Source organism: Aminobacter sp. 01T433 (assembly GCF_056398585.1).
Genome location: NZ_JBFTPR010000004.1, coordinates 116,443 through 129,006 on the forward strand (window position 1 = coordinate 116,443; position 12,564 = coordinate 129,006).

Consider the following 12,564-nt stretch of genomic DNA (forward strand, 5'->3'; position numbering starts at 1 on the left):
GCTTACGCCAGCGTTTTTTGGTGCCGCAGCAGCATGCCGAACAGGTCGCGAGGCTCGTCCGGGTCGGCAAGCAGGTCGAGTTCTTCATAGCGCTTGGTGGTGCGAAGCTGGTCGCGGACATAACGCAGCGCCGAGAAGTCCTCGATCGCGAAACCGACCGAATCAAACAGCGTGATCTGCCGTTCGTCCTTGCGGCCCGCCGTCTGCCCGGTGATCACCTGCCAAAGTTCGATGACCGGGTGGTCGGCGTCGAGCTGCTGGATCTCGCCTTCAATGCGTGTTTGCGGCGGGTACTCGACGACGATTTCAGAACGCAAAAGGATGTCGCTGTGCAGTTCCGTCTTGCCGGGGCAATCGCCGCCGACGGCATTGATGTGAACGCCTGATCCGACCATGTTGTCAGTGAGGATCGTCGCATTCTGCTTGTCGGCAGTGACGGTGGTGATGATCTGCGATCCTTCCACAGCTTCCTGGCCGGTTTTGCAGATGGTGATCTCGAAGCCGAGCCCGTCGAGATTGCCAGCGCATTTGCGGCTTGCCTCGATGTCGATGTCGTAAAGCCGCAGCTTGTTTACGCCGAGCAGCGCCTTGAAGGCCAATGCCTGGAATTCCGACTGGGCGCCGTTGCCGATGATCGCCATGGTGTCGGAGCCTTTCGGCGCCAGATATTTTGCCGCGACCGCCGAGGTCGCGGCGGTGCGCAAGGCGGTCAGGATGGTCATCTCGGTCAGCAGCATCGGGTAGCCCGAGCCGACATCGGCGAGCACGCCGAAGGCGGTTACGGTCTGGCGGCCCTGGCGCGTGTTCTTGGGGTGGCCGTTGACATATTTGAAGCCATAGAGTTGGCCGTCGCTGGTCGGCATCAGCTCGATGACGCCGTCGTGGCTGTGCGAGGCAAGGCGGGGCGTCTTGTCGAACAGCTCCCAGCGCTTGAAATCCTCTTCGATATAGCTTGCGAGCTCGGTGAGGAAACGGTCGACGCCGATTTCCAGAACCAGCTTCATCATGTTGTCGACGCTGACAAAGGGTACGATGTTGAGGTTAGGAATAGTCATCAGAAGCTCCTTGTCGGGCGGTCCATGATGCGGCGGCCCATCAGCGACGCCGTGAGGTCGACCATCAGGCTTGCGGTGCGCCCGCGTTCGTCGAGGAAGGGATTGAGTTCGACGAGATCGAGGCTGGAGACGAGACCGCTGTCATGCAGCATCTCCATCGCCAGATGCGCTTCGCGGAATGTGGCGCCGCCCGGCACTGTGGTGCCGACGGCAGGCGCGATCGAGGGGTCGAGGAAATCGACGTCGAGGCTGACATGCAGCAGTCCGTTTTCCGCCGCGACGCGTTCGAGGAAAGCCCGCAGCAGCGGCGCGAGGCCATATTCATCGATCGTGCGCATGTCATGAACGGTGACGCCCGCCTGCATCAGCGCCTGGCGCTCGGCGGGGTCGACGCTGCGGATGCCAAGCGTGCAGATGCGCTTGGGGTCGACCTTGGCAGAAAGGGTGGGGAAATAGCCGTCAAACCCCGGAAGGCCGCTGGCATAGGCGAGTGGCACGCCATGCAGATGGCCGCTTGCCGTTGTGTCGAGCGTATGGAAATCCGGATGCGCGTCGAGCCAGAGCACGAAAAGCGGCCGGCCTCGTTCGGCGGCGCGCAGCGCCACGCCGGAAAGCGTGCCGGCGCTGATGCTGTGATCGCCGCCCAAGAAAATGGGCATGCCATCGGCACTTGCGGCATAGGCAGCTTCGGCGATGGCTGCCGTCCAGGCGGCGATCGCCGGCAGCGATTTCAGCGCCTGGTTGTTGTGTTCGGCGACCTGCACAGGCTGGGGAACCACCGTGCCCAGATCGGTCAGGCTATGGCCCAGTTCGGTCAGTGCCGCGGCGAGACCCGCAGTACGCAGGGCGCTTGGCCCCATCTCGCAGCCCATGCGGCCGGCTCCGTCCTGAACCGGTGCGCCCAAAATCTTGCAGTGCATTCGTTGCCGTCCATGTGAAATGAACGCGCATTGAACAGCCCTGGCCTGGCAAATTGAAGCGCTTGAAGTGACACATCTGATATGAGAATTGTGCAATATGAAGGCCATATTGAGCAAAATGGAACCAAGATGGACGATTTGGACAAAAGGCTGGTGACACTGCTCCGCCATCAGGGGCGGCGCAGCATCTCCGATCTGGCGGTTGATCTGGGCGTTTCGCGCGCCACGGTGCGCACGCGCATGGAGCGTTTGGAGAAGTCCGGCGACATTATCGGTTATACCGTCATCCTGCGCGCCGAGGCCGTCGGCCAGGCTGTCCGCGGCATCATGCTGATCGAGATCGAAGGTCACGTTTCCGATCGCGTGATCCGCGCGTTGGGTGGTTTCTCCGAGGTGTCGCAAATCCACACGACCAACGGGCGCTGGGATCTCGTGGTCGAACTGGGAACGTCGACGCTGACGGATTTCGACGCCGTGTTGCGCCGGATCAGGCTTATCCCCGGAATTACCGGGAGCGAGACCAGCATTTTGCTGGCCACGCCACGCAGCACCAAGGCCAAGCTGTAACAAGCCGGCAATGGCAGTTTCTCGATCTGGACTGCGCTGCCTCGGCAAAATAAGTTTGCGCGCATCGATCTTGGAGGAGAGGGCGAATGTCGGGGTGTGGCGTGATGTGCGTGCGGTCCGGGCTTATCGCCGTGGGGCTATTCGTGGCGGTACCTGCATCCGCCAATGACTCGACAGCCGAACTCGGCACCGGCGGGCTGATCCTCGGCCGCACCGACCAGATCGCGATGGAAACCGAGGACCTGTTCATCTCGATGGACAAGGTCAAGGTCGACTATGTCTTCCGCAACAATTCGGACAAGGACATCGAGACGGTCGTGGCGTTTCCGATGCCCGACATCGAGGGCAGCCCGGATTGGATGACGGGTGTCCCCGACGAAACCAGCGACAATTTCCTTGGTTTTTCGGTTTCCATCGATGGCAAGGATGTGAAGCCGGAACTCCAGCACAAAGCGTTCGCAGCGGAGGTGGATATCTCGGCGGATCTCGAGGCCAATGGCGTGCCGTTCTTGCCGTTCGGCGAGGCGACGTACAAGGCACTGGAAAAGCTCAAGCCCGAGATTGCCGACGACTGGCAGAACCGCGGCATCATCACCGTCAGCGAATATGACGAAGGCTCGGGCATGAAAAGCGTGCGCGAGCCGATCTGGAAGCTGCGCTCGGCCTATTGGTGGAAGGCGACGTTTCCCCAGGGAAAGCCAGTGAAGGTGGTGCATAGCTACAAGCCGAGCGTCGGCGGGACGGCTGGCGTCAGCTTCTTCACGGATGGCAAATTCCAGGGCGAATACGATGACTACAAAGCCAAATATTGCTTCGATCAGGGGTTCGAGCGGGCGGTGACGAAGGCGGCAAAAACGTCCGCCGACGGCTATCCACCCTATAGCGAGAGCAGGGTTTCATATGTGCTGACGACCGGCGGCAACTGGGCACTAGGCACCATCGGCAAATTCAAGCTGACCATCGACAAGGGCAATCCGGTCAATATCGTCAGCTTCTGCGGCACTGATGTGAAGAAGACGGGCCCAACGACCTTCGAGATGACCGCCGAAGATTATTATCCAGAGCGTGATGTCGATATTCTGATCCTGCAGCCTTACGATGCCCAGAGGTAACAGGCCGGGCGGGAGATTCGTCCGGAACAGGAAGGGCGGCTGATGGACGTTGCGATCTATGTGGCGATTGCCGAAAACGGCGTGATCGGGCGCGACAACGGCCTGCCGTGGAAGCTGTCGAGCGATCTCAAGCGCTTCAAGGCCGACACCATGGGCAAGCCGATCATCATGGGACGCAAGACCTATGAGAGTATTGGCAAGCCTTTGCCCGGCCGGCTCAACATCGTCGTGAGCCGCGATCCAAGCTACCGAATCGATGGTGCGGAAACCGTGCAATCGGTCGAGGACGCCATCACTTTGGCGACCGCCAAGGGACGCTGCATGCCCGGCGTCAATGAAATCTGCGTGATCGGCGGCGGCGAAATCTACCGCCAGGCCCTGCCGCTGGCGGATCGGCTGCACGTCACCCACGTGCTGGCCAGTCCAGATGGCGACACACGCTTTCCCGCGATCGAGCCGAACATCTGGGCTGTCGTGCGCTCGCAAGACTTCCCCGCCGGCGAGAAAGACAGCCATGCGACACGCTACACAGTTTACGAAAAGCGCCGCGAGGTGCATTGAGAGTGCGGCTTCATACATATGTAGTGAAATCAGAGGCACTTACGGGCCGTCGCGTTGAAAGCGCTTGCTCGCATCACTATAGATGGTGTCAGTAATTAAGCGGCCGTCTCAGGCGCGGCCGCCATTGTTTCGTAGTTGAAAGGACATTCATGCCCTGGAACAATCAAAATGGAGGCGGCGGCGGCCCATGGGGCGGCGGCAGCGGTGGCGGAGGCGGCGGTGGCCCATGGGGGCAGGGGCCGCGACCAAGCGGACCGCAGGGTTCTCCTCCCGATCTCGAAGACATCATTCGCCGGGGCCAAGACAAGCTCAAGCGCGCGCTTCCGGGCGGCGGCGGCTCGAGCGCCGTGCTGTTTGGACTGATCGGCGCCGGATTGATCGCGTTCTGGGCGTTCCAGTCGATCTACACCGTGCAGCCTGACGAACTCGCCGTTGAACTGCGTTTCGGCAAGCCCAAGCAGGAACTGTCGCAGCCAGGCCTGCACTTCCATTGGTGGCCGATCGAGACTGTCGAGAAGGTCAACACGGCTGAAAAGCTTGTCGACATCGGTGAAGTTCGCGGCAACACGTCGTCGGGCCTGATGCTTTCGGGCGACCAGAACATCGTCGACGTGAAATTCTCCGTCGCCTATCAGGTCTCCAACCCGGAAGCCTATCTGTTCAACGTCTCCGAACCCGACATCATGGTTCGCCAGATCGCCGAAAGCGCGATGCGCGAAGTGGTCGGGCGCCGGCCGGCGCAGGACATCTTCCGCGACGACCGCCAGGGTATCGCTTCAGGCGTGCGCGACATCATCCAGGCGACGCTTGACGACTATGGCGCTGGCCTTTCGGTCAACGCGATTTCGATCGAGGACGCAGCACCGCCGCGCGAAGTGGCCGATGCATTCGATGAAGTGCAGCGTGCCGAACAGGACGAAGACCGCTTCGTTGAGGAATCCAATCAGTATTCCAACCAGAAGCTCGGCCAGGCTCGCGGTGAAGCGGCTCAGATCCGCGAAGACGCGGCAGCCTACAAGAACCGCGTTGTCCAGGAAGCCGAAGGTGAGGCCCAGCGCTTCGTCTCGGTCTATGACGAATATGCCAAAGCGCCTGACGTGACCCGCAAGCGCCTCTATCTCGAGACCATGGAAAAGGTGCTTCAGGGCTCCAACAAGGTGATCGTCGAGCAAGGCAACGGGCAGGGCGTGGTGCCCTATCTGCCGCTACCTGAACTGCAGAAGCGCGCTCCGGCAGCGGCGGGAGGCAAGTAATGTCAAATCGTCTCCCCATTATCGGCGTCTTCGCCGTAATCGTCCTGATTCTGATCTGGTCGTCGATCTTCGTGGTCAATGAACGCCAGCAGGTCATCGTGCTGCGCTTCGGCGAAATCGTCGACGTCAAAACCGAGCCCGGCATCTACTTCAAGGCGCCGTTCTCGATGTTCGAGGCCGACAACGTGCAGGTCATTGAGGACCGCGTCATGCGGCTCGACCTCGACGACATTCGCGTTCAGGTCTCGGGCGGCAAGTTCTACGATGTCGATGCCTTCATCGCCTATCGCATCAACGATGCCCGCAAGTTCCGACAGACCGTGTCGGGTAGCGTGGAACTGGCCGAACAGCGCCTTCGTACACGCTTCGATGCGGCCTTGCGCCGTGTCTACGGTGTGCGCGGCTTTGAAGCGGCGCTCTCGGAAGAGCGTGCGGCAATGATGCGCGAGGTTCGCGATCAGTTGCAGCCTGACGCGACATCGCTTGGCCTCGAGATCCAGGATGTCCGCATCCGCCGTACGGATCTGACCGCCGAGGTGTCGCAGCAGACCTACGACCGCATGAAGGCAGAACGTCTGGCCGAGGCCGAAAGGCTGAGGGCACGCGGCCGCGAAGCAGCACAGCGCATCCGCGCCCGTGCCGACCGCGAAGTGGTCGAGACCGTCGCCGAAGCGCAAAAGGAATCGGAAATCCTGCGCGGTGAAGGCGAAGCCCAGCGCTCCGCCGTGTTCGCCGACGCCTTCAACCGCGATCCCGAGTTCTTCGACTTCTACCGGTCGATGAACGCTTACGGCGCGGCATTGAATGCCGACGGCACGACAATGGTGCTGTCGCCGGAATCGGAGTTCTTCCGCTACTTCCGCGACAGCGGCAAAGCGCCGGCAGCCAACGCAACGCCAGCCCCCTCGGCCGGCGTCGCAGCCCCCAGCACCAGCAACTAAGCAGTGCAGGACTTTATCGTCGCCATAGGCCTGGTTCTCGTTTTCGAGGGTCTGGTCTATGGCGGCTTTCCCTCCGCCGCCAAGAAGTTGGCGGCGCAGGTGACTGAAATGCCAGAGGCCCTGCTCAGGACTGTGGGCCTTGCCGCGATCGTTATCGGTGTCGGCGTCGTCTGGCTCATCCGGGGATAACGGATGAATTATGCCGTGCCGGTAGCATTGGCCGCAAACAGGCCTTATTTGTTTTCATCATGACGCTTCGCGTTCGGACGGCCCGGCGCGATCAATGACAAGACAGCCCTGGGAGGCTTCCCTGATGATTTCCACGCCCCTTTTGCGCGCCATGCGAAAGGCCTCTCTGGCCGCCACCACGGCGCTGATGATTGGCGCCATAGTCGTGCCATCCTCCGTTACGCCTGCCTTGGCGCAAGGGCCGGAATCGGTCGCCAACCTCGCCGAGGGCCTGCTTGGCGCGGTCGTTAACATTTCGACGTCGCAGACGGTGAAGGGCGGAGAGGGAGAGAACGCCGTTCCGATGCCGCAACTGCCGGAAGGCTCGCCGTTCCAGGATTTCTTCGATGAGTTCTTCAAGAACCGCGGAGGCCAGGACAATGGCGGCTCGCAGAAGGTGCAATCGCTCGGATCCGGCTTCATCGTCGATGCCGAGCAGGGCATCGTTGTCACCAACAACCACGTCATTGCCGACGCCGACGAGATCGAGGTGAATTTTTCCGACGGCTCGAAGCTGAAAGCCACGCTGATCGGCACCGACACCAAGACCGATATCGCGGTGCTGAAGATCGATCCGAAGGCCAAGAAGCTGACGGCGGTGAAGTTCGGCGATTCCAACAAGATGCGGATCGGCGACTGGGTGATGGCGATCGGCAACCCGTTCGGCCTCGGCGGTACGGTGACCCTGGGCATCGTGTCGGCGCGCAATCGCGACATCAATTCAGGCCCATATGACGATTTCATCCAGACCGACGCCGCGATCAATCGCGGCAATTCGGGCGGGCCGCTGTTCAACATGTATGGCGAGGTGATCGGCATCAACACGGCGATCATTTCGCCGTCGGGCGGCTCGATCGGTATCGGTTTTTCCATTCCATCCGAGATCGCCGCCGGCGTTGTCGATCAGCTCAAGCAATTCGGCGAGACGCGCCGTGGCTGGCTTGGCGTGCGCATCCAGCCGGTGACCGACGATATCGCCGAAAGCCTCGGCATGGCTACCGCCAAGGGCGCGCTGATTGCCGGCATCATCAAGGGTGGGCCGGTCGACAAGGGACAAATCCTGCCTGGTGACGTGGTGATCAAGTTCGACGGCAAGGACATCGTCGAAATGCGTGACCTGCCGCGTGTGGTTGCCGAAAGCCCGGTTGGCAAGGCTGTCGATGTGGTGATCGTGCGCAAGGGCGTCGAGCAGACAGTCAAGGTGACGCTCGGCCGGCTCGAGGATGGCGAGAAGCTTGCCGAAGGTGAAGCCACCAAGCCGGCAGAAGGTGCCGACAAGGGTGCCGTGGTTGCGCCGACCAGCGTGCTCGGCATGACCATCGGCGAGCTCAACGACGACACGCGCGCCAAGTTTGGCATTGCCGCCGAAGTATCCGGTGTCGTGGTGACGTCAGTCGCCAAAGATTCGGCCGCAGCCGAGCGCGGTATCGTTGCCGGCGAGGTGATTACCGAAATCGCCCAGGAATCGGTGACGATGCCGAAAGAGGTGATGGACCGTATCGCTGCGCTCAAGGAACAGGGCCGCAAGAACGCGTTGCTGATGCTGGCGTCCAAGACCGGTGAGCTGCGGTTCGTAACGCTCCGCATGGACTGAGTCCGGAAACTCGGACAAGTCTTTGAAGAAATAGAAAAAGGCGGCTACCTGGCCGCCTTTTTCCGTTTCAGCCATTCGGCTTGCGACAGCCGGTAGAGCACGTGGCGCTTGAGTTCGGGGTGCGTGTCGGGCACGCGCGGATGGTCGAAGTCGCCCGCTGCATCGTGGCGCATGCCGAGGCGCTGCATGACGGCGGTTGAGCGATGGTTGTTTGAAACCGCAAAGGAGACGACCTCATCGAGGTTCAACGTCTCGAAGCAATAGGCGAGCAAGGCCTCGGACGCCTCGGTGACGTAGCCCTTGCCCCAGAATTCGGGTGCGAGCCGCCAGCCGATCTCCATCGTGCCATGGGGGATAAAGGGCGCCAGGTCGGTGCGGTTGATGCCGACGAAGCCGATGCATTCGCCGGTGGCGGCAATCTCGGCTGCGGTAAAGCCGAAGCCGTCGCGGTCGATGTTGCCGCGAAGCTTGTCGAACAGCGCGTCGCTCTCCGCTCGGCTGCGGCGCATGCCGAAGAACTCCATCACCTGCGCGTCCGAATTGATGCGGTGGAAGAGCGCGCGATCGCGTTCTTCCCAGTTTCGCAAAATCAGGCGTTCGGTGCGGATCTCTTTCATCATGCGAACTCGGCGCGGCTGTAGCCCTGGAGGTAAAGCAGGGCGGTGAGGTCGGAGTTGTCGATGCGGATCTTCGCTTGCGCTGCCACTGACGGTTTGGCGTGAAGGGCGACGCCAGAGCCTGCAAGGCGGATCATGTCGAGGTCGTTGGCGCCATCGCCGACTGCAATGGCATCGTCCGGGGTGAGGCCGAGGCGTGCGGAAATCTCGTTCAGCGCATCGGCCTTGGCCGCGCGCCCGAGGATCGGCTCGGAAACCTTGCCGGTGAGGCGGCCGTTAGCCTCGATCAGGTGATTGGCGCGGTTTTCGTCGAAGCCGAACATCTTGGCGATGCGCGAGGTGAAGACGTCGAAGCCGCCGGAGACCAAGGCCGTGTAGGCGCCATGCACCTTCATCGTGGCGACCAGCGTCTTGCCGCCCGAGGCAAGGGTCAGCCTGATATCGATGATGCGGTCGATGACCGAGGCGTCGAGACCGGCGAGAAGCGCCACACGCTCGCGTAGGGCTGGCTCGAAGGCGATCTCGCCATTCATCGAGCGTGCGGTGATGTCGGCGACGCGATCCTTGACGCCGATCTCGTCGGCGAGTTCGTCGATACATTCCTGGTCGATCATGGTCGAATCCATGTCGGCGATCAGGATCTTTTTCCTACGCTTCGCGTTGTCCTGGATAGCGAAATCGATGGCTTCGCTGGCAAGGGCGGAAGTGAGCGCGGCGTGCGCATCGTCGGCCAAAAGTCCGGCGGGCAGAGCGATGTCGCAGGCAATGGCCTCGTCCAGCCAAACAAAGCCGCTTGCACCAAGGGCGCGAGAGGCCTTATCGGCAAGGGACGGCACCAGCAGAGCGCGGTCCGGATGGGAAATCAGCGTGGCAATCAGCGGCATCGAAAATTCCGGAACAAGCGAGGGGCGCATCAAGAACGCGACCCTGATAGCCGGGCCGACCGCCAGCGGCAAGTCGGCGCTGGCGCTGCGCCTTGCCGAGCGCGACGGCGGGGTGATCGTCAATGCCGATTCGATGCAGGTCTACAGCGTGCTCAATGTGCTGACGGCACGGCCAGGCGCCGACGATCTGGCGCGCGCGCGCCACTTTCTCTACGGCCATGTGTCGCCGGCGACAGCCTATTCGACGGGCAGCTGGCTGCGCGACGTGGCGGTGCTGGCCGACAGTGGGTTGTTTGTCGAAAAGCCGCCGATCTTCGTCGGCGGGACCGGGCTCTATTTTCGGGCCCTGGCCGAAGGCATTTCGGAAATGCCTGAAATTCCCACCGAAATCCGCGATCGCTGGCGCTGGCGGCTCAATGAGGAGGGCGCACCCAGGCTGCACCGGTTGCTGATGAATGTGGATAGCGCGGTGGCCATGCGGCTCAAGGCCAGCGACGGACAGCGCATCGTGCGTGCGCTGGAGGTGCTGGAGGCCTCGGGCCGCTCTATCCTGAAATGGCAGGCCGACAAGGGGCACCCGATGATCGACCTCGCCACGGCGCGATTCATCGTCATCGAGCCCGAGCGCGAATTGCTGATCAAGCGTATCGATGCGCGTTTCGACAAGATGATCGAGCTTGGCGCGCTGGACGAGGTGAAGGCGATCACCGCCATGCGGCTCGCTCCGGAACTGCCGGCGATGAAGGCGATCGGCGTGCGTGAGCTGGCTGGCGCCATGGCCGGAGAGATGAGCTTCGACGAGGCTATCGAGCGGGCAAAGATCGCAACGCGTCAATACTCCAAGCGGCAGTCGACGTGGTTCCGCAACCAGTTCGGGGCGGAATGGCGCCGCATCGGCGGCGAGGCCGGAGGAGCATCAAGTGCGGCCGATGCATAGGAAGTGCTGGTAACGATTAACCCTCCGTAAGGCGCGGCATGGCATAAAGCTCACTGGGGTTCATCAGGGGTGCCATGCGCTTTCACCGGGCTGAAACCGCGTTCTTCGTGTTCATCGCGCTGATTTTGACCGCAGCGCTGGCGATTTTCTATGCCTGGACGTTGGTCGAAGGTCCGGCCGACGTGCTGTATATGCCTGGGCGCGTGGAGAGTATCGAAACCCTCCAGACACTGCTGCTGACAATCGCGCTGCTTTTGACCGGTACGCTGGTGTATGGGCTGTTTTTCATCTTTCCGCAGATACGCACGCAGGTAAAGGAAGGCGGCGAGCTGCGCGAAATGACGGCTTCGCTGAGCGCGCGTTCGCGCAATCTCGAACAGGCGGCACTTACCGATGGGCTGACCGGGATGCAGAACCGGCGCTATTTCGACGACGCGCTGAAGGAATACCTGCACGAATTTCGCCGTATCGACAGGCCCGTCGGGCTGATGATCCTCGACCTCGACCATTTCAAGCTGGTCAACGACACCTACGGCCACGATGCCGGCGATGAGGTGCTGCGGTCTGTCGCCAAATGCCTGAAGAGCATGACCAGATATCACGACGTAGTGGCGCGGCTGGGTGGCGAAGAATTCGCCGTCGTCGTGCCTAACATGGATATCGAGCTGTTGCAGCGTGTTGCCGACAGGATGCGCAAGGCGATTGCAGCCCTTTCCATCGAGACGAGCGGTGTCCAGCTTAACGTCACCTCGAGCGTCGGCCTGGCCTTGTGGGACAAGGAAGAGACCGCCGAAGAGTTTTATCGCCGCGCCGACAAGCAGCTCTACGAAGCCAAGCGACAGGGCCGCAACCGCGTCTGTGCCTGAATTCCCGATGGGAATCATCTACGCAAGAATTCCGGTGAAAACCTGCACAATTGCTCGGAATGCAGGCTCTCGCTCGACCTTGCCGCTGGACGTCCGAGATATTTTCCACAGCTAAGATTCGACCCGCGACCTGAGACAGACCGGGCGCGCTTCAGGCCCTTGCGGTGCTGAAGTTCCTGCCGTTGCGGCCGGGCAACAAGGGATGAAAACCTGCCGAGGCGAGGCGCTGCGCGTGCACGAAATGCGATTTACGTTTTGTTCACCATCGCCTACACCCGCGATTCACCTCGCAAGGACCTTCCCCCGTGAACAGCGACGCCGTCGACCAAAAGAAGTCCATACGCTTTCGCGCGCGCTCATTCGTCGCCTTCGCGCTGGTGCCGGAGGCCCCCTTGGGAGAGTGGCTGCAAAGCCTGGATGGCTGGATCGAGAATTCTCCGGGGTTCTTCGCAGGCCGCCCGGTCGTGCTCGACCTGAACGTGCTCAAGCCGGAGCTGGGTGACATTGCAGACCTCGTGTCGCTACTCACCGAGCGCGGCATACGAATCTACGCAATCGAAAACAAAAGCATCGATGCCCTGGGTTCCGATCTGCCGCCATTGCTCATCGGTGCCAGAGAGGCGGTCATCGAGGAAACGCCTGCTGAGGCTGCCTCGCCGGCCAAGCCTGAAAAGCCGCCGGCATCCACCACGCTGATCGTCGAAGCGCCGATCCGCTCGGGCCAGTCAATCTATCACCCCGACGGAGATGTGATCGTGCTTGGCTCGGCTGGCTCCGGTTCCGAAATCATGGCGGGCGGGTCAATTCACGTCTATGGCGCCTTGCGCGGGCGCGCCTTCGCTGGCGCCTGGGGAAACCGTAAGGCACGCATTTTCTGCCGGAAGAACGAGGCGGAGCTTTTGGCGGTGGACGGCTGGTACCGCACAGCCGAAGACATGGAAACATCCTCGCGCGGCATGCCGATACAAGCCTTCCTGGAAGACGGCGTCGTTGTGGTCGCGGCTCTCAACTGACAATATTGGAGATCAA

Annotated in this window: 14 protein-coding genes; 10 read left to right on the forward strand and 4 right to left on the reverse strand. The window is 61.6% G+C overall.

Annotated features, from left to right (window positions below):
* Positions 1 to 2: 2 nt before the first annotated feature.
* Together AC1DLV_RS07925 and rocF are read right to left on the reverse strand one after the other, a co-directional pair.
* Complete coding sequence (locus tag AC1DLV_RS07925; protein WP_476799018.1) at positions 3 to 1,055, reverse strand: ornithine cyclodeaminase; 1,053 nt, start codon at positions 1,053 to 1,055, stop codon at positions 3 to 5.
* Complete coding sequence (rocF, locus tag AC1DLV_RS07930) at positions 1,055 to 1,975, reverse strand: arginase (RefSeq protein ID WP_476799019.1); 921 nt, start codon at positions 1,973 to 1,975, stop codon at positions 1,055 to 1,057. The genes AC1DLV_RS07925 and rocF overlap by 1 nt, the downstream gene beginning before the upstream one ends.
* Before the next feature lie 129 nt (positions 1,976 to 2,104).
* On the opposite strand from rocF, the gene AC1DLV_RS07935 reads away from it, so the two are divergent.
* The 7 genes from AC1DLV_RS07935 to AC1DLV_RS07965 all read left to right on the forward strand — a co-directional run bounded on the left by AC1DLV_RS07935 (position 2,105) and on the right by AC1DLV_RS07965 (position 8,231).
* Complete coding sequence (locus AC1DLV_RS07935; protein ID WP_109575434.1) at positions 2,105 to 2,542, forward strand: Lrp/AsnC family transcriptional regulator; 438 nt, start codon at positions 2,105 to 2,107, stop codon at positions 2,540 to 2,542.
* A gap of 104 nt (positions 2,543 to 2,646) precedes the next feature.
* Positions 2,647 to 3,654, forward strand: coding sequence for a DUF4424 domain-containing protein (locus tag AC1DLV_RS07940; RefSeq protein ID WP_476799244.1), 1,008 nt, complete (start codon positions 2,647 to 2,649; stop codon positions 3,652 to 3,654).
* A 42-nt stretch (positions 3,655 to 3,696) separates the two neighbouring features.
* The gene (locus AC1DLV_RS07945; RefSeq protein WP_476799020.1) at positions 3,697 to 4,215 is read left to right on the forward strand and encodes a dihydrofolate reductase; all 519 of its coding nucleotides are present in this window, start codon (positions 3,697 to 3,699) and stop codon (positions 4,213 to 4,215) included.
* A 149-nt stretch (positions 4,216 to 4,364) separates the two neighbouring features.
* Positions 4,365 to 5,468 carry an FtsH protease activity modulator HflK gene (hflK, locus tag AC1DLV_RS07950; protein WP_476799021.1) on the forward strand — a complete coding sequence of 368 codons (1,104 nt, stop codon included), beginning with the start codon at positions 4,365 to 4,367 and terminating at the stop codon, positions 5,466 to 5,468.
* Positions 5,468 to 6,409, forward strand: a complete 942-nt coding sequence (gene hflC / locus AC1DLV_RS07955) for a protease modulator HflC (protein WP_476799022.1) — start codon at positions 5,468 to 5,470, stop codon at positions 6,407 to 6,409. The genes hflK and hflC overlap by 1 nt, the downstream gene beginning before the upstream one ends.
* Before the next feature lie 3 nt (positions 6,410 to 6,412).
* Entirely contained in the window at positions 6,413 to 6,598 is a 186-nt protein-coding gene (locus AC1DLV_RS07960) for a DUF2065 domain-containing protein (RefSeq protein WP_476799023.1), read from the forward strand.
* A gap of 124 nt (positions 6,599 to 6,722) precedes the next feature.
* Complete coding sequence (locus AC1DLV_RS07965; protein WP_476799024.1) at positions 6,723 to 8,231, forward strand: DegQ family serine endoprotease; 1,509 nt, start codon at positions 6,723 to 6,725, stop codon at positions 8,229 to 8,231.
* 44 nt (positions 8,232 to 8,275) lie between these two features.
* Here the strand turns inward: AC1DLV_RS07965 and AC1DLV_RS07970 are convergent, their stop codons facing one another.
* Complete coding sequence (locus tag AC1DLV_RS07970) at positions 8,276 to 8,848, reverse strand: GNAT family N-acetyltransferase (RefSeq protein WP_476799245.1); 573 nt, start codon at positions 8,846 to 8,848, stop codon at positions 8,276 to 8,278.
* On the reverse strand, positions 8,848 to 9,732 hold the full coding sequence (gene serB, locus AC1DLV_RS07975) for a phosphoserine phosphatase SerB (protein WP_476799025.1): 885 nt from the start codon (positions 9,730 to 9,732) through the stop codon (positions 8,848 to 8,850). Before serB ends, AC1DLV_RS07970 begins: the two co-directional genes overlap by 1 nt.
* Here serB and miaA point away from each other — a divergent pair.
* The 3 genes from miaA to minC all read left to right on the forward strand — a co-directional run bounded on the left by miaA (position 9,722) and on the right by minC (position 12,548).
* The gene (gene miaA, locus AC1DLV_RS07980; RefSeq protein ID WP_476799246.1) at positions 9,722 to 10,669 is read left to right on the forward strand and encodes a tRNA (adenosine(37)-N6)-dimethylallyltransferase MiaA; all 948 of its coding nucleotides are present in this window, start codon (positions 9,722 to 9,724) and stop codon (positions 10,667 to 10,669) included. The two genes, serB and miaA, sit on opposite strands and share 11 nt — an antisense overlap.
* 74 nt (positions 10,670 to 10,743) lie before the next feature.
* Positions 10,744 to 11,535 (forward strand): GGDEF domain-containing protein, encoded by a 792-nt coding sequence (locus AC1DLV_RS07985; RefSeq protein ID WP_476799026.1) that lies wholly within the window; start codon positions 10,744 to 10,746, stop codon positions 11,533 to 11,535.
* Positions 11,536 to 11,840: 305 nt separating this feature from the next.
* A complete protein-coding gene (gene minC, locus AC1DLV_RS07990; RefSeq protein WP_476799027.1) occupies positions 11,841 to 12,548 on the forward strand; it encodes a septum site-determining protein MinC in 708 nt (235 codons plus the stop codon).
* Positions 12,549 to 12,564 lie beyond the last annotated feature (16 nt).